This window comes from Streptomyces sp. So13.3 (genome assembly GCF_005860785.2).
Classification (GTDB): Bacteria; Actinomycetota; Actinomycetes; order Streptomycetales; family Streptomycetaceae; genus Actinacidiphila; species Actinacidiphila fildesensis.
The window spans coordinates 9,348,030-9,367,468 of sequence record NZ_CP048835.1 but is presented as its reverse complement, the minus strand read 5'-3'; the positions used below and the strand labels follow the sequence as shown (position 1 = coordinate 9,367,468).

The following is a 19,439-nucleotide window of genomic DNA, read 5'->3' as shown; positions in this document are numbered from 1 at the left end:
CCGCAACACTGTCCGTCACTGAACCGTCGCACCGGCACGGTGGCCTGGGCGAGGGGCGGTTCGGCCCTGGTACGGGACGTTCGGCCCCAGCCCGGGCCGGGTGCGGAACAGGGCCGAACGGTCCCGCACGGGCCCGGTCAGCCCCTGTGGTCCGCCCCCGGTACGGACGGATCGTGGAGTCAGGAACATTCCAGGGGAGAGAGGTCCGCCATGACGCATACCGCGCACCGCACCGAGAAGGTCCACGCGTTGCTCACCGACGGCAGGACGGTCGAGATCCGTCCCGCAGGTCCCGAGGACCGTGACCAGCTGCTGCGGCTGTACGAGGGGATGTCGGCGCAGAACATGCGCCTGCGGTTCTTCGGCGTGAGCCGTCTGTCGGGGCCACAGGCCACCGAGCGGGCCTGTTCCGGCCCCCGGAGCGGTCACTGCGCGCTGATCGCCGTCCGCGACGACCAGATCGTGGGGATCGCCGAGTACGAGATCGGTCCCGATCCCGGCTCCGCCGAGATCGCCTTTGCGGTAGCTGACGCGTTCCATCACTGCGGGGCCGGAACCCTGCTCCTGGAGCACCTGGTGCATGCTGCCCGCAAGGACGGCATCACGTCCTTCACCGCGGACGCGCTGTCGGAGAATCACCTGGTCCTGAAGGTCTTCGCCGACCTGGGCCTGAACACCGCCCGCCGCTTCGCCGGCACGGAGGTGCGCTGCACGATCCAACTCGACCCGGACGAGGACTATCTCGCGGCGGTCGACGAGCGCGGCCGGACCGCGGACACCGCGAGCCTGCAACCGCTGTTGCGACCGCGCTCCATCGCCGTGGTCGGTGCCGGAACCAAGGCCGGATCGGTCGGGCGGGCCGTCCTGAAGAACATCCGTGACGCCGGGTATCCCGGCCGGCTCTTCGCGGTCAATCCCCACGCCCATGCCATCCTGCGCGTTCCCTGCTATCCGACGGTGACCGCTCTCCCCCACCCGCCGGACCTCGCGGTGCTCGCCGTACCCGCGCACGTCGTACCGGAGACCGCCGAGCAGTGCGGAAAGAGTGGCGTGCGGGCGCTGGTCGTGCTCACCTCCGGCCTGGACGTCCACCAGTCGGCCGGTCTGCTCAGCGCCTGCCGCCGCTACGGCATGCGGTTGGTCGGCCCGAACTGCCTGGGCATCGCGAACACCGAGGACGAGGTCCGGCTAGACGCCACCTTTGCCGCCGCCCGTCCGCGGACCGGATCCGCGGGAGTGGCCGTACAGTCCGGCGGTGTCGGAATCGCCCTGCTCAGCGGGCTGGCCCGGCTCGGGATCGGTGTTTCGAGCTTCGCCTCCCTCGGCGACAAGTACGACGTCAGCGCCAATGACCTCCTGCAGTGGTGGGAGGGCGACGGCCGCACCGACCTGGCCCTGCTGCACGTGGAATCGTTCGGTAATCCCCGGGCGTTCTCGCGGACCGCCCGCCGGGTCGCCCGCAGGATGCCGGTCCTGACCGTCGACGCCGGCCGGTCCGCGGCGGGCCGGCGCGCCGCCGCCTCGCACACCGCGGCTGCCGCGACCCCCACGATGACGCGGCAGGCGCTGTTCCGCCAGGCCGGCATCACCGCCACCCGTACCATCGGCGAACTCCTCGACACCGCGGCCCTCCTGAAGTCCCAGCCACTTCCCGCGGGCGGCCGGGTGGCCATCGTGTCCAACGCGGGCGGCGCGGCCGTGCTCGCCGCCGATGCCTGCGCGGAAGCGGGACTGACCGTCCCCGAACTGCCCGCAGATCTGATCACCGAACTGCTCCGGTTGCTTCCCGAAGGTGCATCCGCCACAAATCCCGTGGACGCCACCGCCGCCGTGGGGGAACGGGAACTGGGCGACTGCATCGACCTGCTCACCGCGCACGGCGCGGTCGACGCGGTCCTCGTCGCCCTGGTACCCACCGCACTGGCCGCGGCGACCGGCGACGATCTGAACCGGGCACTCACCCACGCCGCCCCGGGTCGTCGTTCCCGAACGGTCGCCGCGGTCCTCCTCGACCAGGACGAACGGGTCCGCCTGCTGGAGGCCCCGGCCGGGGGCAGGGTCCCGGCCTACGCCGACCCGCAGGCCGCCGCCAGGGCTCTGGCGTACGCGGCCGACCGCGCCCGGTGGCTGGCTCAACCGGCCGGGTCCGTCCCCGAGCTCATCGGTACCGACCCGGAAGCCGCCCGCGCGCTGGTCGGCGACTTCCTCACCGAACACCCCGAGGGCGGCTGGCTCGACCCACGTGGCTGTGCGGAACTGCTCGACTGCTACGGCATACCGCATCTGCCGTATGCCTGGGCCCGGAACGAACAGGAAGCGGTCGACGCGGCGGACCGCCTGGGCGGCCCGGGTCAGCGTGTAGCTCTCAAGGCCTACTGGCCCGGCCAGGTGCACAAGAGCGACCAGGGAGCGGTCCTGCTGGACCTGGAGGGCGAGCCCGAGGTGCGGGCCGCCCACCGCGATTTCACCGCCCGCTTCGGCGACACCATGACCGGCGTCCTCGTCCAGCCCATGGCCGAACGCGGCATCGAACTGGTCATCGGAGTGGTACAGGACGAGGTCTTCGGCCCGTTGGTGCTGTTCGGCCTCGGCGGCACCGCCACCGACCTGCTCGCCGACCACGCCGCCCGGCTCGCGCCGCTCGCCGACCGCGACACACACGAACTGATCACCGCTCTGCGCTGCGCCCCGCTGCTGTTCGGATACCGCGGCGCCGGACCGGTCGACCTGGAAGGGATCGAACAGCTGCTGCACCGGCTGTCGAAGATGGCAGGCGACCTGCCGCAACTCGTCGAGGCCGACCTCAATCCGGTGCTCGCACGGCCGGACGCCGTCTCCGCCCTCGACGTCCGTATCCGCCTGGTCCCCCAGCAGACGCACGACCCGTATCTGCGCCGGCTCCGCTGAGGAACAGCCGACCCGCGCCACCCGCGAGCACCGCCCACCACACGATGCACCACCCGAGGAGGAACCTCCGATGACCGCAACGAAGCCCCGGCGCACGCTCGTCGCCTACAGCAGCAAGAACGGGTCGACCGCCGAGATCGCCCGGTGGATCGGCGAGGAACTGCGCGAACAGCACATCGATGCCGAGGTCGCTCCCATCAGCGATGTCTCCAGCGTCGCGGCATACGACGCCGTGGTCCTCGGAGCCGGCCTGTACGCGGGCCGGTGGCCGGGAGAGGCCGTCCGCTTCGTCCGCCGCCACCGCCAGGCACTGACAGAACAGGACGTCTGGCTCTTCAGCAGCGGACCGCTCGACGGTTCCGCCACTGAGCGCGCCATCCCGGCCGCGCCCGCCGTCGCCCGCATCGCCGCCAAGCTGGATGCCCACGGCCACGTCACCTTCGGCGGCCGGCTCACCGATGGGGCCCGTGGATTCATCGCCCGCGGGCTCCGGAAGCAGCGCAAGGGAGGCGACTTCCGCGACCGCGAACAGGTCTGCGCCTGGGGCCGGAGCATCGCAGCCGAACTGACCGTTGTCAGCAACCACCACTGATCTGATGGGCATACCCGTCCGACGACATATCGCCGCATAGTCCCCAGGCAAATGAACAATTCTGACCGATCAAGGCCAGATTCAGTCCCTTCCGATGGCCCTGGAGGAAGACGGCTATCGTCCGACAAATCCCGTACCAACTGGTGCGGGCAACAGGAGGGACTGCGATGCCGACGTCTGTCCATGGCGGGAGTCCGGCGGAAGTGATGTTCCGGGCCTTGCTGGAATCCGCACCCGACGCCATGGTCATCATTGATGACGCCGGAACCATCCGACTCGTCAATGCCCAGACCGAGTCGATGTTCGGCTACTCCCGGCGGGAGCTCCTCGGGCACCCGGTCGAGATCCTGGTCCCCGAGAGATTCCACGGGAATCACCCCAGGCACCGCCACGGATATGCCGCGAACCAGCAGGTACGCCCCATGGGCGCAGGGCTCGAACTCTACGGACGGCGCAAGGACGGCCGTGGAGATCAGTCTCAGCCCGCTCCAGACGTCGGACGGACTGCTCGTATCGGCAGCAGTGCGGGATGTCAGCGAACGCAAGTCCGCCGAGGAGCGCATCAACGAACTCGCCGTGCTCGTCGAGTCATCGCAGGACGCGATCCTCGCCAAGACCCTCGACGGCATCATCACCTACTGGAACGCCGCCGCCCATCGCCTCTACGGGTACGCGGCGGAGGACGCGATCGGGAACTCCATTGCGATGCTCGCCCCTGCCGACTGCAAGGACGAGATCGCGAGCCTCCTGGAAAGGCTGGGCCGGGGAGAGCGCGTCGAACACTTCGAAATGTTCCGGGTCACCCAGTCCGGACGCCTGCTCGACGTCGACATCACCCTCTGGCCGATCAAGGGACGCGACGGAGCGATCGTCGGCTCCTGCTCGATCGTGCGGGATATCGCCGACCGCAAACGGGCCGAGGAAGAACTCACCGAGCTCTACCGGCAGCAGCGCCACATCGCGTTGACCCTGCAGCACAGTCTGATGGGCTCTCCCCCCGCGCTTCCCGAAATGCAGGTGGCCAGCCGCTATTTCCCGGCGACGCAAGGTGCGGGAGTCGGCGGCGACTGGTTCGACATCATTCCGCTCGGCGGCGGCCAGGTCGGCGTGCTCATCGGTGATGTCATGGGACGCGGCCTGGACGCCGCCGCCGTCATGGGCCAACTGCGCTCGGCCGCTCGGGCACTGGCCAAGACCGGCATCACGCCGCGGCAATTGATGAAAGCCCTCGACGCGTTCGTCGCCGACCTGCCCGATCAGCTCGTCACCTGCTGCTATCTGGTCGTGGATCCGGACGCCGGCGAGGTGACGATCTGTTCGGCCGGACATCTGCCCGTCCTGCTCGTGCAGCCCGACACCTCGGTCGAGCACCTTCCCGCACCGGTCTGCGTGCCGCTCGGCGTCGGCGGCATCCCTTACCAGCAGGCCTGCATTCCGGTCATGGCCGGCTCCACTCTGGTGCTCTACACCGATGGACTCGTGGAGACGCCTCGCTCCGACATCGACGTCCAACTCAAACTCCTCGCGGTGGAGCTCCAGAGCGCGTTCCTGTCCGGGGTGTGCCTGGAAGAGGTTTCGGACAGGGTGCTGGCGGCGCTCCGCCCGGACGCGGACGGGCATGCGGACGACGTGACGCTGCTCCTGGCCCGGATCCCGGCGGCGCCGCTCGCCGCGGCCTCGATGAAGGTACCCGCCGACCCCGCCTCCGTCTCCGCCGGACGCCGCTTCGTGATGACCACACTGCGCAGTTGGGGTTGCGAGGAAGCGACGGAGTCAGCCTGCTTGCTGGCATCCGAGGTCCTCACCAATGCGATCAGCCACAGCCACCCCCGAGGAACTCTGGACCTGCGACTGCACCACACCGCACGGGAGATGACCGTCGAAGTCACCGACAGCAGCACCCACATCCCCCAGCTCCGGCACGCAGAATCGGGCGACGAGTCGGGCCGGGGACTTCTCCTCGTCGACACCCTGGCCACCGACTGGGGCACCCGCCCCACGGACGACGGCAAGACCGTCTGGTTCACGTTGCCCCTGAAACAGCCCGAACCCCTGGGTTAGTCAGCCGGCGACATGGCCGCTCGCGGCCGAATATCCGTCTCCCCATGCGGCCTTGGCCCCGGAATCCCCGATCCGGTAGACCTGCACCACTGCCCCTGCCCCGACGATGAGGGTCAGCGCCACCGCCGTCACCCGCACCGGCAGGCTCACCGATACAACGCCCCGGGGCATATCGGCATCAGGGGCCGCTCGGCCGGTCCCCTTGCGTCCGAACCACCAGAACGCCACGGCGAGAAGAAAGAGCCCGACGGCCCAGGGCAGCAGCCCGTCGCCCAGCTCGGCATGCCGGCGTACGAGAGCAGTGCGATTCACGCGGTGCTCCAACCACTCACCCGCGTGCGTGGTCAGCGGCACGCTGACCAGGGACACCAGCGCCAGCACGGGAAGAACGAGGCCGAGCCTGCTGATCCAGGCAGGCCATACGGCACAGACCACCAGGGCGAGAGCCGTGAGCGGCACCAGCACCACCACCACGTGGACCAGAAGAACATGAGCGGGCAGCCCATTGATGACAGTCGGCCCCATGAACAAGCACCTTCCAGAAGGATCGGTCAAGGGCGCCGAAGCTACTACACGCATGTAGACACTCAGAGCACATCGTTCACGCTCCGAAGGCCCGCCGTCCCGCCCCCTCCCTTGGGGTGAACCCTGGCGCATCCGTGTCGGCGCAGCTCAGCGGGCACGCTTGCCCGGGTCGTCCTTCGACAGCCAGCACGCCGGGAGCAGAAGCGAGGAAGGGCGGCGTGAGAGATTCAGAGAGAACTCAGAGGTTCAGGGACCCGTCATGTCCCCGCCCCCCGTCGCGTCGGCATCCCCGACAACGTGCCGCCTCGGATGCCGTCCCGGCGACCGGATCTCAACAGCGCTGCTCATGGTCACGGGAATCCCGCGGCCCGATGTAGTGCCGTTCCTCGATGAACCTGCTGCTCTCACCAGGACGACGGTGCGGCACGAAGGGGCTGCCCGCCGCCGCGATGACGAGCACTCCCAGACCGACCGACGGCCACGGCACCAGCGGACTGCGCACACCAACGATCTTCAGGACTCCCCACGCCACGAGCGCGATTCCGCCGAGCAGCCACATGGCGACCTCGTCAGTCACGGCCACGATTTTCCCGTCACCTCACCTTCGCTCCGCTGAAAGGCGCCCGCCAACGGGCCGGACGGCCCCCTCCTGGACCGAGAGGGTTCGTTCCTCCCCCGGTCCAAGGTGGTGACATTCAACCCTGTGACGAGGGCCGAATGGCCACCTGTGCGGCGAGGCTCGTCGGCGCAGGCTGAGAACGCCAGTGAAGCCAGGGGCCGCCTCCTTCGCGACCCGTCACCATCTTTGCTCCGAGGAGCGGTTCCATGACCAGGTCGAAGCCGATCGCCGGCGCCCACCTCGCGGCTGCCCACCACGACGCGAAGTCGTCGACAAACGGCAGCCCCGAGACCGATCGGGCTGTGAACAGCCTCGTCGACGGGGCCCTCCAGGCGTTGGAGGAGTACGCGGACTTCACCCAGGAGCAGATCGACCTCATTGTCAGGAAGGCGTCCCTGGCGGCCCTCGCCGAGCACACCGGTCTGGCCGCGCTGGCGGTCGAGGAGACCGGCCGGGGCGTCTTCGAGGACAAAGCCGTCAAGAACGTCTTCGCCTGTGAGAACGTCACCCACTCGATGGCGGGGATGAAGACTGTCGGGGTGGTGAGCCGCGACGAGATCACCGGCATCGTCGAAATCGCCGAACCCATCGGTGTCGTCGCCGGGGTCACACCGGTGACCAACCCGACCTCGACGACCATCTTCAAAGCTCTCATGGCTCTCAAAACCCGCAACCCGATCGTGTTCGCCTTCCACCCCGCCGCTCAGCGCTGCTCCGCGGCTGCGGCCCGCATCGTGCGCGACGCAGCCGTCAAGGCCGGAGCGCCTGCGAACTGCGTGCAGTGGATCGAGGAGCCCTCGATGCGGGCGACGGCAGCGCTGATGCATCATCCCGGCGTCGCGACGATCCTGGCGACCGGTGGCAACGCGATGGTGAAGGCCGCCTATTCGTGCGGCAAGCCGGCGCTGGGCGTCGGGGCGGGCAACGTCCCCGCGTACATCGAGAAGAGCGCGGACCTCAAGCGCGCGGTGAACGACATCGTGCTGTCCAAATCGTTCGACAACGGCATGATCTGCGCGTCCGAACAGGCCGTGATCCTCGACGACGAGGCGTACGAGGCGGCACTGGAGGAGTTCCGGACCCTCAAGGCGTACGTCGTGAACCCGCAGGAGAAGGCGGCACTGGAGCAGTACGTCTTCGGAGTCGGTACCGCTCATGATCGCGACTGCGCAGGTGCGGTGTTGAACGCCGCCGTGGTCGGCCGTTCCGCGGCCGAGATCGCACAGGCGGCCGGCTTCACCGTCCCGCAGGACACCTCCATCATCCTGGCACCGGTCTCCTTCGTCGGCGAAGGGGAGCCACTGACGCGCGAGAAGCTCTGTCCGGTGCTGGCCGTGCTGCGTGCGGCCGACCGTTCCGAGGGGATACGGCTGGCGGCGGAGATGGTGGAGTTCCACGGTCTCGGGCACAGCGCCGCCGTCCACACCGAGGACGCCGCGTTCGCCGAGGAGTTCGGGCACGCGGTGAAGGCCTGCCGGGTGATCTGGAACGCCCCCAGCTCGCAGGGCGGCATCGGCGACGTCTACAACGCCTTCCTGCCCTCGCTCACCCTGGGCTGCGGGAGCTACGGCCACAACTCCGTCTCCGGGAACGTCACCGCCTTCAACCTGCTGAACATCAAGCGGATCGGGCGGCGCAACTCGAACCTGCAGTGGTTCAAGGTCCCCTCGAAGATCTTCTTCGAGCGCAACTCCATCACCTATCTGGCCGACATGCGCGGTGCCCGCAAGGTCGTCATCGTCACCGACCGGACCATGGTGGACATCGGCCATCTCCAGCGGATCCGCGGCATCCTCGACCGGCGCACGACGCCCTGCGAGATCCGCGTCATCGACTACGTCGAACCCAACCCCAGCATCGACACCGTCACCAAGGGGGCCGAGCTGATGCACGGCTTCCAGCCGGACACCATCATCGCGCTGGGCGGCGGATCGCCGATGGATGCGGCCAAGGTGATGTGGCTGATGTACGAGCACCCGGACATCGACTTCGCGGACCTGAAGGAGAAGTTCTTCGACATCCGCAAGCGCGCGTTCACCTTCCCCGACCTCGGCGCGAAGGCCCAGCTGGTGTGCATCCCGACGACGTCCGGGACCGGCAGCGAGGTGACGCCCTTCGCGGTGATCACCGACACCGCCACCGGTCAGAAGTACCCGCTGGCGGACTACGCCCTCACCCCGAGCATCGCCATCTGCGACCCGGCGCTCACCACCCACCTGCCGAAGGCCGTCACAGCCGACACCGGATTCGACGCCCTGACGCACTGCATCGAGGCCTACGTCTCGGTCTATGCCAACGACTTCACCGATGGGCTGGCCCTCCAGGGGATCCGGCTGATCTTCGACCACCTGGAGCGCGCCGTCGCCGACGGCACGCACGACCTGATCGCCCGGGAGAAGATGCACAACGCGGGCACCATCGCCGGCATGGCGTTCGGTTCGGCCTTCCTCGGTGTCGTCCACGCGATGGCCCACACCCTGGGCGGGACCTTCGGCGTCGCGCACGGACGCACCAACGCACTGCTGCTGCCGCATGCCATCCGCTACAACGGAAGCACACCGGCGAAGGTCACCTCGTGGCCCAAGTACCGCAACTACATCGCCCCCGAGCGCTACCAGGCCATCGCCCAGGCCCTCGGCCTGCCGGCGTCCACACCGGAACAGGGTGTCGAGTCCCTCGCCGTCGCCGTCGAGCGACTGCGCGACGCCGTCGGCATCCCGCCGTCCTTCAAGGCCGTGGGCGTGGACGAGAAAACGTTCCTCGAAGCCTTGCCCCAACAGGCGATGAACGCCTACGAGGACCAGTGCGCCCCCGCCAACCCCCGCATGCCGATGCTCGCCGACATGCGGCAACTCATGCGCCAGGCGTACTACGGCTCTCCCGCCTGAGGCGGGCACGAGGGTGACCCGGTGGCAGCCGTTCAGCACGGGCGGGACAAGGACGCCGTCCCATGCCTGACCCTGGCCCTCACTTCAGGGCCCGGGTCAGGCCGTCGTGCGGGAGTGCTCGGCGGACATCATGGGGCGGCGAACCGAGTGCCGGCGCCGGCAGCTCACTTGTCCGGATGCTCACGTGTACGGAACGACGGCGACCGGCGCAGAGGAATGGTGGAGCAGGGCGACGGTGGTGGGCCGATGTACCTGCCGGTAGGCAGGTGACTGATGCTCCGGCCGACAATCAGCAGAGAGGTGTCGCCTGCTGCTTCCAGAAGCCGCTCCGCGGGCCGTCCCGTCACAGCTTTTCCGATCACCTCGACGCCGGGGAACTTGTCCCGCCAGTTGCGCATACCGGTCACCTGCCGCGCACGCGGGCATGACGCGACCTCCCGGACGGTCACCCACCATGGATCATCCCGTCCTACACGTCGCCGACCGCATCGAGCCGCGGCGTGTCTACTCGGCTGCTGATGTCGCCAACCTGCTCGGCGTCGTCCTCAGCAGCGTCTACACGCTCAAGAACGCCGGCTGTCTTCCGGGTGGCGAACAGCAAACTGTCGGAGCGCGCACACGTTGGGCATGGACAGGCGCGGCCCTTCTGGCGGCGCCGGGACGCGCCGAGGACTTTCCGGGGCTGGATCACGACGCGTACGCCCCTTCCAGTTGTGGCGATTCGGATGCCGCTGTGACGACTGCCTGGAAGCGCACAACACGGCATCCCGCGAGCGCCGACGAGGCGAGGCCGCCCAGATGTTCCCCGACGTGTTGCGTCAGAAGGTCCTTGATCTTGTCGAGGCCGGTAACCCGGTCAAAGACGCAGCAGAAATCGTTGGCGTCACAGCAGTCCGGATTTACGGGTGGGCCCGCCGCGATGAGGTTTTCAGCGCCGCCGTGAACCACGCCGCATGGACCCTGTGCACGGACCGGGGCGGATCGGCGTGCTCAACCGCGCGCCAGCACTCCGCGGGCTGCCGGGGGACCGGGCTGCCGGATCGCAGACCGACGCCGGTGCCTGAGTCGGTATCGCGCCCGGCCCGGCCGCCGCTCAGGACATGATCACCGCCTACGAGGCCCGCCCCAACGGCACCTGACACGGGGCACCTCCTGCGAGTGATCCCCCGTGGTGAGCGGCGTCCACAGGTCGGAGACCGGGTGCTGATGCGTTGGCGCTCATGGCCGTTCGGGTCTTCTGGCCAGAAAAGTGGCGATCGTTCGCTTGGCCCCTTCGTCGGGCTCCTGCATCAGGCGTGCGGTGACGATGAGTCCGGCCCGACCCAACAGCCGGGCGATCCGGTCCACCGGCAGCAAGTGGGAGGCGTAGGACACCGGATGGCCGCCGAACGCTTGCGTCGGCCGTAGCTCCTCCTCGTCGTCTCCCACATAGCCGGCCATCATCAGACGGCCGCCCGGCGCGAGCGTGCGCCGGAACTCGGCGAACACGACGGGCAACCACTCCGGTGGCGTGTGATGGGTGGAGTAGTGGGCCAGGATGCCGCCGAGCTCGTCGTCCCGGACGGGCAGCGCGGTCATCGACCCCACCGCGAACCGCAGCCCCGGACAGGCCCGTCGGGCGAGCTCGATCATCTTCGGGGACAGGTCGATACCGAAGGTGGACACCCCCAGCTCCGCCAGATATGCGGTGACCTTGCCCGGGCCGCACCCGAGGTCGGCGACCGGCCCGAGGGCGGCGGCCGCCCGCGCGACGTCAGCGAAAGCGGTCAGCATGGCGCGGGACAACGGATCAAGCTCCGCAGGATTCTTGACGATCTCCGCGTAGTCGGCGGCGACGGTGTCGTACGGCTCCCGGACCGCGGCAAGGTAGGAGGGTTCAGTCACACGGACGACCCTAGGCGAGGAGGGTGCTGACAGCCGGAGATCGGACAACCCTTGTCAGGTTCGGCGCACAACCCGTGTTGGGGAACGATCGACCGCGCAGCGCTACATGCGGCACATCACGGCCACGCCGGTGAATCACTTGATGAATGCCGGTGTGTTGGGCGTGCGGGCCCGGCTTGGGGAGCCGGGCCCGCACGCCCGGTCGGTGTGACATGTGCGGGTGCTATGTGACGGGGCGGGTCGCCAGGTCAACGATGTGGAGGGCGGAGTTGGTGGGCAGGGTGACTGAGCGCAGTTCCCTGGTCGGGTCGGTGGGAACGGTGTTGACGTAGAGGCGGTACGGCAGGCCGAAATTGGCGGGTCCGGCCGGGGTGACCCGGTGGTCGGTGGTGACGGCGATCCGGGCGCCGTTCGCGGTAGGTTGGTCCGAGAGCCAGTTGGGCAGGAAGAGGTTCGCGGTGGCCGAGCTTCCGTCGGTGTACCGGATGGTTACCGTGCCGGTGACCCCGCCTACCGAGGCACCGAGGAAGCCGAGTTCGCGGGCGTGCCCGCTCAGGGCGATCACGCCGCCCCCGCCCACCGCGTTGTCGCGCTCGCCGGGACCGTACCGCGGCATGGTGAACTCCAGTCCGTCCACCGTGATCCGGGCGCCGGGGGCGGCTCCCGCAGCATTGAGAGCGTCGGCGGAGTAGCTGTTGCCTGGCGTCCGCGAAGGTGGCCCAGTAGGTCACAATCTTGCGACGAGGGGACCTGCACGCCAAGAAGACCTTCGGCGTTTCACTGGACAGTCCATCCGGGGATCGTCGGAAGAACCTTCTCAGCGATGCCAAGGAGAGCGCGGTCGTCGGGGAGAGCGCCGGACTTGCTCCACACGGTGACTTCGCAGTAGCCGCCTCGGTCTGTCCGGTCGAGGGCCACGGCCAGATTCCTGGACGGGGGGCCTTGTGTGACCGGTCCGCTGGACCTGCCACCGCCGAGACTGATCTCGAGCTGCATGGTGTGATCCGAGTACAAGACCGCGGGCCGGCCAAGAACCGTGAGCGTCTTGATGTCCTGCTCGTCGCCGAACTGCATCAGCTTCACGTACTGGGCGGTTGACAGCTCGTTGTAGGCGGCCGAGACATTCACGGTGTAGGTGCCGAACCTGACTTCGGCCTCCGGCTGGGCGACCTTCTTGTTGGGCGAGATGTTGTTGCTACCGGAGGCCGTGGTCACGATCTCTCCAGGTGTGCCGAGCAGCTGGGCCAGGTCGGGCCGGTTGAGCGCCTTGCACAGCTCGTCACCGGTCATCGGCCGGGGCGTGGCCTGGTATGCCGTCGGCAGCTCTTTGTGCTCTCCGTCCGGACACGAGGCGGCCTGCGACTGCGTGCCCCCATCGGACGGCAGTACGCGTGGACCAACCCACAGCGCCGCCGCGAGTGCCCCGATCACGGCCACGGCCGCGATGGCCTGGCCCCACTCGTTGGGCCCCTTCTGCGGAACGTCCGGGCCGGGACGCGGCCCGGCTCCACCCTGGGCTTGGGCGCTGCCTTCGACCGCCGCCTCCTCCACGGGGGCCGCCGGACCCGGATTCCGGCGTAGGCGCAGGGCACGGAGCACCACCCAGACGCGTATCGCGGTGAACACGAGGAACACCACGCCGAGACCAGCCGCAACCCGGTCGTGATCGGTGACGGCGAGATACATGATGCGTATGCCGAGAGCAGACCCAATTGCGATGAGTAGCGGCTCGCGGACCCAGAACGGCCGGAGACGAATGAGGAAACCGAGCATCCGGTGATCTCACCATGACAAGATCACGTCCGCCGTGATGGAGGTCACAGTTCCAGGAACGTACAGGGCCTTGCCATGGAGGCCGTCGCTCAGCCTCTCGTCATCCCAGTCCTTGATACCCAGCCGAGTCCGCAGTCTGCCCTTGGCCGGGCCCGTACACCAGCAGGGGTGTGGCGAACCGGGCCCTTCCCATGGATCTCACCGAGACCGGCGGTGCCGCCGGTACGTCCGAAGGATTCGAACCCTTACCGGGGATCAGGCCGCGACGAGCTCCTGTTCGCGGTCCAGCGTCTTGACCTTGGGCTTCTTGTTCGGCAGTGAGAGCCGGAAGACCTTGTGCCACGCGGAGAACACCTGCTTGGGCAGCGGCCCGGTGACGTACTTCAGCTCGTACTTCTCGAACAACGCGCGCACCTTCACCGCGACCTCGGCGTACCGGTTGCTCGGCAGGTCCGGGAACAGGTGGTGCTCGATCTGGTGCGACAGGTTGCCGGACATGAAGTGCATGGCCTTGCTGCCGCTGATGTTCGCCGAGCCCATCATCTGGCGCAGGTACCACTGGCCGCGCGTTTCGCCCTTGATCGACCGGCGCTCGAAGACCTGCACACCCTCGGGGAAGTGGCCGCACATGATCACCGAGTGGGTCCAGATGTTGCGGACCAGGTTCGCGGTGAACGTGGCTGCCAGCGTGGTGAGGAACGACGGGCCCGACAGCAGCGGGTGGATCACGTAGTCCTTGAGCACCTGCTTGCGGATCTTGCGGCCCACGGCCCTGGCCCGCGCGCGGAACTCAGGGGTGTTGCGGCGGCGCTTGTGCAGGTTCTTGCCGAGTTCCAGGTCGTACGCCGCGATGCCGTACTCGAAGAAGCAGGCGTTGAGGAAGTTCCACAGCGGCTGGCCGAGGTGGAGCGGGTGCCACTTCTGGTCCTCGTCGACGCGCATGATGCCGTAGCCGAGGTCGTTGTCCTTGCCAATCACGTTGGTGTACGTGTGGTGCAGCTCGTTGTGCGAGTGCTTCCACTGCTCAGCCGGCGAGACGTGATCCCAGTCCCAGGTGGTGGAGTGGATCTTCGGGTCCCGCATCCAGTCCCACTGGCCGTGCAGGATGTTGTGGCCGATCTCCATGTTGTCCATGATCTTCGCCACGGACAGGCCGGCGGTGCCGATCAGCCACGCGGGCGGGAAGATCGAGAACAGCAGGACGCCCCTGCTGACCAGTTCGAGTTTGCGCTGTGCCGAGATGACCTTGCGGATGTAGGCGGCGTCCTTCTCGCCGCGGCCGGCGATCACCTCGTCGCGGATCGCATCCAGCTCGCGACCGAGCTCCTCGATCTGCTCCGCGGTCAGGTGGGCGGTGGGGTCGATGGCGGTCAAGGTGCTCCTAGCGTTCGATGTCGCAGGGGCCCGCCGCGGCGGACACGCAGGTTTGGATGAGGACGCCCGGCTCGGCCTCGGTGATCTCGCCGGTGCGCAGGTCGCGGACGGCGCCCGCCGTGAGCGGCGTGACGCAGCCGAAGCAGATGCCCATGCGGCACCCGGACGGCATGAGCACGCCGGCCTCCTCGCCGACGTCCAGCAACGGCGTGGCGCCGTCCGCGTCGACGGTCTTGCCGGTGATGCCGAACGTGACCTCGCCACCGTCGCCGGCGACGACGATGCTGGGGCGGAAGCGTTCGGTGTGCAGGCGCTCTGGGACGCCGTGCCCGGTCCAGTGCTCCTCGGCGGCGTCGAGCAGGCCCGCGGGCCCGCAAGCCCAGGTCTCGCGCTCGGCCCAGTCGGGCACGAGTTCGTCGAGACGGGCGATGTCGAGCATGCCGTCCGTGTCGGTGTGCAGCTCGGTGAGCCGCAGCTTCTTGTCCGCGACCAGGTCGTGCAGGTCGTTGCGGAAGATCACGTCGTGCGGCTGTGGTGCGGAGTGGACCATGACGACGTCGTCGAACTCGGAGTCGCGCAGCATGCCCATCACCGGCGTGATGCCGCTGCCGGCCGTCAGGTAGAGCACCTTGGCGGGCTTGGCCTCCGGCAGCACGAAGTCACCGGTCGCCTGGTCGAGCTGGATCAGCGTGCCCGGTTTCGCCCTGCGGACCAGGTGATTGCTGACCTTGCCGTCCGGGATCGCCTTCACGGTGATCGTGATCCGGCCGTCCCGGCGGTCCGTCGGCGAGGTGACCGAGTAGGCACGCCACAGGCGCACCCCGTCGACGTCGACCCCGATCCGCACGTACTGACCGGCTGTGTGACCGCGCCAGCCCCGTCCCGGCCTGATCACGACGGTCGCGGCGTCACCCGTCTCGGGGTGCACGGCCTCGATGCGCCCCCGCAGGTCGGCACCCGCACGCAGCGGGCTGACCAGGTCGAGGTAGTCCGACGGCAGCAGCGGCGTCGTGAGCATCTCCAGCAGTTTCCACGCCCTACTGCGCAGGGCTGCACTCGTCATGACCCCAGCTTGATGCGCCCCTGGGGGTAAAGTCCTGTCCGTAGGATGTGAATCTGGTCGGCTGAATTGTTCGTAGGGAACAAAAACGTGAGCCATGCAATCCGGAAGGCCAGCGAACTGGTCCTGGACGAGACGACGGTCACCGCGCTTCGGGCCGCGCTGAGGACCACCGCCGACGAGGTAGTCCAGGCGATCATCGACGAGGTCCCTCCCTACGCCAACGCCCTTGCGGGCCGCATGGGCTCCACCATCCGCCGAGCCGTCCGCACCGCCCTGGGCCACTACCTGGACCTCGCGAGCGGCAACACCACGGGCGGCGACGCCAGCGACGCAGCCTACGAGCTGGGCCGCGGCGAGGTCCGCGACGGCCGTTCGATGGACGCCCTGCTCAGCGCCTACCGGGTCGGCGCCCGCGTGGCCTGGCGAGGACTGGCCGCAGGTGCCGTACCCGCAGGTCTGCCCGCCGCCGAGGTCGCCAAGTTCGCCGAGTTGACCTTCGCCTACATCGACGAGCTCTCCGCCGCGAGCGCCGCGGGCCACGCCGACGAACTGGCCGCCCGGGGCCGGGCCCACGAGCGCCACCTGGAACAACTGGCCCGCGACCTCCTCGCCGGCGCGAGCCCGGACGTGCTCCTTGCCGCTGCTCAACGGGCCGGGTGGCAGCCGCCGGTTTCGCTGACCGCAGTCCTGCTGCCCGCCGCCCAGGCCCGGCCCGCCCACCGCGCGCTCGACCCGAACACCCTCGTCCTCGACGATCTGCCGGACGCCTCCGGCGTACTGCTCGTCCCCGATGCCAACCGGGCACATCTCCTGAGGCAGCTGCCCGACCGCACCGCCGTGGTCGGCCCGGCCCGGCCATGGACGCGTGCGTCCGCCTCGTACGCACGAGCCGTACGCGCGCGCTCCCTCTCCTCCGACATCCGCGACACCGAGGACCACCTGCCCGAGCTGGTACTGAGCGCCGACGCGGAAGCGTTCGCAGACCTGCGTGCCCGAGCCCTCGCACCGTTGCTGACCTTGCCTGCCGCGACCGCGCGGCGCCTTGAGGAGACGTTGCGGGCGTGGCTGCTGCACCAGGGCAGGCGGGACGAGGCGGCGGCGGCGCTGTTCGTCCATCCCCAGACCGTCCGTTACCGGATGTCACAGCTGCGGGAGCTGTTTCCGGATCTCGGGTCCCCGCACCGGGTCCTCGAACTGACGCTGGCGGTCGGCCTTCGGGCCGGCTGACGGGCTCTTCGACCGTCCACGACCGCGTCCTCCAACGGTCCGGGAATCGTGCCTCGCCCTCGGTGTGATCAGCCGGCTCATGCGGCCCGGGGAAGAGCCGTATGAGCCGGCTGAGACTGGGGGTTGATGAGGACCAGACGCGTTCGATGGCTGCTCGCACCGGTGACGCAATCGCGCGTACGGGGTCTCCATGCGGCCCGCGAACATCAACGCCCCTCCCCGAGCCCTGACCAGCACAACTACCGACTCACTGCTCGATCCTGATCGTCAGTTCAGAGGATCCGCACCCATCCGCGGCGGGGCCTGATCAGGCCAGCAGCCAAGTCCGTACCGGTGATGGCCGTCGGCCACGGACATCTGCTCGCCGGCGGCAACTGGTGGCTCCCCCCGATGGGTGGACGGCACCTGGAGTACCAGTACATGAGGCCGCCCCGCCGCGACTGTCAGTCCGCCGCATATCCGCCTGGTTCACCTCCAGGGGGAAGTCTTGAACGTCCGTCGCACCATGGACTCTGTCCCTGCAACTGTCGCCCTGCTCGTGATGGCGACGGGCTGCTCCAGCGCCCCCACCGCGGCCAAGGGCAAGGGCTCCAGCCATCCGGCGCCGCCTGGCGCCACCCAGCCGGCCGCGAACGGTTCCGGGACGACGCCGGGCAGCGGTCGTCAGGCCGGTGCGATCCCGGTCGGCCCCGGCCCCCAGACCAAATACACCGTGCAGGCGCAGCCCGCTCCGGGCACGTGCAAGTACCGGTTCACCGCCGCCAAGGAGCCCCTGCCGGCTCCGGTGTGTACACGGGGAGCGACCAATCCGGCCGTCACTCAGGCCACCCTCAAGACCACGATCTGTATGCCGGGCTACACGGCCACGATCCGGCCGCCCTCCTCGATCACCGCCAAGGAGAAGGCCGCGTCGATCCTGGCGTACGCGGGAGTGTCTAATAAGCGGCGGATCTGTTGATCATGGAGACGCCAAGGCCAGCATGCACTTCACCGGGCCGGTCGAGTTCATGAAGCTCCGGGCACAGCGTCTACCGACCAGGGACTTCACGCAATACACCGCAGCCGGCCTGGAGAGCGGCGACACCTCGTCCACGGCGGTCACGGAGACCGAATGGGACGGTGGGGCGTTCAGCGCCCTGGACTTCGCCATCGGGCTCCGCGTGCGGGACTGCGTGCGCATCCCCGGCCCGCGCGAAGACGGAGCCCGTGTCACCTGGTTCTACAGCCTGCGCGACCCGTCCTGGGCTTGCCTGGCGTTCGTTGACGGGCAGGACATGGCGAGCGTCTGGCAGGGCGGTGACCGCCGACTGTGGGACGACATCGAAGCGGCGGTCAAATGGTGGCAACAGGCCGGCCACCCAGGCCATGAACGCTTCGGACTGACGGTCACCGCGGAAGGTCAGCAGGCGTGGCTCGACAACCCGACGCAATCGTGGACTCTGTGAGAGCTCGAACCCGCGACATCTGAGATCGGGGCGCCTGCGATGCCCCGCAGAAGGTCCAGCATCGGACTGCCCGGGAGGTCACGTTATCGGCTGCCTCTGGCACCGATCCTGCACACATGCGTGTTGATGAAGGGGCCGGCGGCCTACGGTCGGCAAGGATCCGCAGGTGCGCGGGGCCCTGCACTGTGCCCGGTCCGGGCACAGTGCAGGGCGTGTGGCACAGCTCGCTATGGGTTCCTCAGAGTTCGCGCCTCGGTCGGAAGGAGGCGCGGCTCAGCAGGTGCAGATGCGGATGTTGTGGGAGCCGGCGACGCCGTCGGCACCTGTGCGTGACGTCCGCGACGCCTGGTGTGCTGTTAGCAGGGCAGGGTGGTGTGTCCGGCGGCGCCGGTGGCGCCCGTGATGCCGTCCGCGGTCAACGTGGCAGCGGTGCCGTTGCCACCGTCGTTGCCGGGACACACCGGGCTTGCGGCGCCGCCGGCGCCACCGGTCCCGCCCTTGTGGGTACCGCCGGCTGTGGACGCGCCGCCCTTGCCGCCCTTGCCGCCTCCGATGCCGGTGCCGGCGTTGCCTACACCGCCCACACCGCCTTTGCCGCCGGTGCCGCCCTGGTTGGCAGCGCCCCCCGCGCCACCTGTGCCGCCGTTGCCGTTGGCACCGCCGGCTCCGCCCGCTCCACCGGCGCCACCGGTGCTTCCGAGGCCGTCGCCGTTTCCGCCGCCGCCGCCGTTACCGCCGTTGCCGTTCGCACCGGCCGCTCCACCAGTGCCACCCAGACCGCCGAGACCACCGTTGCTCCCCACCCCGTTGGCGCCGTTAGCACCGGGGACGCCCTGGGCGCCCAGGCTGCTGTGGATCCGGGAACCGTTCGCGTCGGAGTGGGCCGACGCGGACGCCAGGGTGGGGGTGGCGAGGCCGGCCACGGCGATCGCACTGATCAGGAGGGTCCGGGCAAGAGCGTTGGTGCGCAAGATGCGCATGAGGTACGCCTTTCGGTTTGTGCGCTCGGAGATACTCCCCGACCGGCACACCCACAACGTAGGCGGCAATGGCCCCACCTGCGCAGCACTAGATGATCAAA

At 68.9% G+C, this 19,439-nt stretch carries 16 protein-coding genes and 1 pseudogene; 8 read left to right on the top strand and 9 right to left on the bottom strand.

Annotated features, from left to right (window positions below):
- The first annotated feature begins 210 nt into the window (after positions 1-210).
- From C8250_RS41880 to C8250_RS41870, 4 genes and pseudogenes are all read left to right on the top strand, one after another.
- A complete protein-coding gene (locus C8250_RS41880) occupies positions 211-2,907 on the top strand; it encodes a bifunctional GNAT family N-acetyltransferase/acetate--CoA ligase family protein (protein ID WP_138357815.1) in 2,697 nt (898 codons plus the stop codon).
- A 70-nt stretch (positions 2,908-2,977) separates the two neighbouring features.
- On the top strand, positions 2,978-3,499 hold the full coding sequence (locus C8250_RS41875; RefSeq protein WP_138357816.1) for a flavodoxin domain-containing protein: 522 nt from the start codon (positions 2,978-2,980) through the stop codon (positions 3,497-3,499).
- A 167-nt stretch (positions 3,500-3,666) separates the two neighbouring features.
- Positions 3,667-3,906, top strand: a pseudogene (locus C8250_RS44265) (PAS domain S-box protein); the annotation flags it as partial.
- A 58-nt stretch (positions 3,907-3,964) separates the two neighbouring features.
- Positions 3,965-5,560, top strand: a complete 1,596-nt coding sequence (locus C8250_RS41870; RefSeq protein WP_244809739.1) for a SpoIIE family protein phosphatase — start codon at positions 3,965-3,967, stop codon at positions 5,558-5,560.
- On the opposite strand, the gene C8250_RS41865 is transcribed toward C8250_RS41870, so the two are convergent.
- Positions 5,561-6,085, bottom strand: a complete 525-nt coding sequence (locus C8250_RS41865; RefSeq protein ID WP_138357817.1) for a DUF2231 domain-containing protein — start codon at positions 6,083-6,085, stop codon at positions 5,561-5,563. It abuts the gene before it with no gap.
- A gap of 331 nt (positions 6,086-6,416) precedes the next feature.
- On the bottom strand, positions 6,417-6,662 hold the full coding sequence (locus C8250_RS41860) for a hypothetical protein (protein ID WP_138357818.1): 246 nt from the start codon (positions 6,660-6,662) through the stop codon (positions 6,417-6,419).
- A 248-nt stretch (positions 6,663-6,910) separates the two neighbouring features.
- Here C8250_RS41860 and adhE point away from each other — a divergent pair, with 248 nt between their 5' ends.
- Entirely contained in the window at positions 6,911-9,592 is a 2,682-nt protein-coding gene (gene adhE, locus C8250_RS41855; RefSeq protein WP_138357819.1) for a bifunctional acetaldehyde-CoA/alcohol dehydrogenase, read from the top strand.
- A 687-nt stretch (positions 9,593-10,279) separates the two neighbouring features.
- Here adhE and C8250_RS44260 read toward each other — a convergent pair.
- The 6 genes from C8250_RS44260 to C8250_RS41825 form a co-directional block, all read right to left on the bottom strand.
- The gene (locus tag C8250_RS44260; RefSeq protein ID WP_232486190.1) at positions 10,280-10,540 is read right to left on the bottom strand and encodes a hypothetical protein; all 261 of its coding nucleotides are present in this window, start codon (positions 10,538-10,540) and stop codon (positions 10,280-10,282) included.
- A gap of 270 nt (positions 10,541-10,810) precedes the next feature.
- Entirely contained in the window at positions 10,811-11,476 is a 666-nt protein-coding gene (locus tag C8250_RS41845; RefSeq protein ID WP_138357821.1) for a class I SAM-dependent methyltransferase, read from the bottom strand.
- Between the two features lie 223 nt (positions 11,477-11,699).
- A complete protein-coding gene (locus tag C8250_RS41840) occupies positions 11,700-12,092 on the bottom strand; it encodes a hypothetical protein (RefSeq protein ID WP_138357822.1) in 393 nt (130 codons plus the stop codon).
- A 161-nt stretch (positions 12,093-12,253) separates the two neighbouring features.
- Complete coding sequence (locus C8250_RS41835; protein WP_138357823.1) at positions 12,254-13,249, bottom strand: DUF6215 domain-containing protein; 996 nt, start codon at positions 13,247-13,249, stop codon at positions 12,254-12,256.
- Positions 13,250-13,504: 255 nt separating this feature from the next.
- Positions 13,505-14,623, bottom strand: a complete 1,119-nt coding sequence (locus tag C8250_RS41830; protein WP_138357824.1) for an acyl-CoA desaturase — start codon at positions 14,621-14,623, stop codon at positions 13,505-13,507.
- 7 nt (positions 14,624-14,630) lie between these two features.
- On the bottom strand, positions 14,631-15,686 hold the full coding sequence (locus C8250_RS41825; protein WP_138357825.1) for a ferredoxin reductase: 1,056 nt from the start codon (positions 15,684-15,686) through the stop codon (positions 14,631-14,633).
- Positions 15,687-15,773: 87 nt separating this feature from the next.
- Here C8250_RS41825 and C8250_RS41820 point away from each other — a divergent pair, with 87 nt between their 5' ends.
- From C8250_RS41820 to C8250_RS41810, 3 genes are all read left to right on the top strand, one after another.
- Entirely contained in the window at positions 15,774-16,913 is a 1,140-nt protein-coding gene (locus C8250_RS41820) for a PucR family transcriptional regulator (RefSeq protein WP_138357826.1), read from the top strand.
- Positions 16,914-17,418: 505 nt separating this feature from the next.
- Positions 17,419-17,871, top strand: a complete 453-nt coding sequence (locus C8250_RS41815) for a hypothetical protein (protein ID WP_138357827.1) — start codon at positions 17,419-17,421, stop codon at positions 17,869-17,871.
- A gap of 22 nt (positions 17,872-17,893) precedes the next feature.
- Complete coding sequence (locus C8250_RS41810) at positions 17,894-18,358, top strand: hypothetical protein (RefSeq protein WP_138357828.1); 465 nt, start codon at positions 17,894-17,896, stop codon at positions 18,356-18,358.
- Between the two features lie 356 nt (positions 18,359-18,714).
- Here C8250_RS41810 and C8250_RS41805 read toward each other — a convergent pair whose 3' ends face one another.
- Positions 18,715-19,338, bottom strand: a complete 624-nt coding sequence (locus tag C8250_RS41805; protein ID WP_164294155.1) for a hypothetical protein — start codon at positions 19,336-19,338, stop codon at positions 18,715-18,717.
- Positions 19,339-19,439 lie beyond the last annotated feature (101 nt).

What these genes read in the sequence shown, in the direction of transcription:
- C8250_RS41805 (WP_164294155.1), bottom strand. Translation starts at nt 19,338, where the DNA reads ATGCGCATCTTGCGCACCAACGCTCTTGCCCGGACCCTCCTGATCAGT.
- C8250_RS41865 (WP_138357817.1), bottom strand. Translation starts at nt 6,085, where the DNA reads ATGGGGCCGACTGTCATCAATGGGCTGCCCGCTCATGTTCTTCTGGTC.
- C8250_RS41875 (WP_138357816.1), top strand. Translation starts at nt 2,978, where the DNA reads ATGACCGCAACGAAGCCCCGGCGCACGCTCGTCGCCTACAGCAGCAAG.
- adhE (WP_138357819.1), top strand. Translation starts at nt 6,911, where the DNA reads ATGACCAGGTCGAAGCCGATCGCCGGCGCCCACCTCGCGGCTGCCCAC.
- C8250_RS41880 (WP_138357815.1), top strand. Translation starts at nt 211, where the DNA reads ATGACGCATACCGCGCACCGCACCGAGAAGGTCCACGCGTTGCTCACC.
- C8250_RS41810 (WP_138357828.1), top strand. Translation starts at nt 17,894, where the DNA reads ATGCACTTCACCGGGCCGGTCGAGTTCATGAAGCTCCGGGCACAGCGT.
- C8250_RS41840 (WP_138357822.1), bottom strand. Translation starts at nt 12,092, where the DNA reads ATGCCGCGGTACGGTCCCGGCGAGCGCGACAACGCGGTGGGCGGGGGC.
- C8250_RS41835 (WP_138357823.1), bottom strand. Translation starts at nt 13,249, where the DNA reads ATGCTCGGTTTCCTCATTCGTCTCCGGCCGTTCTGGGTCCGCGAGCCG.
- C8250_RS41825 (WP_138357825.1), bottom strand. Translation starts at nt 15,686, where the DNA reads ATGACGAGTGCAGCCCTGCGCAGTAGGGCGTGGAAACTGCTGGAGATG.
- C8250_RS41815 (WP_138357827.1), top strand. Translation starts at nt 17,419, where the DNA reads ATGGACTCTGTCCCTGCAACTGTCGCCCTGCTCGTGATGGCGACGGGC.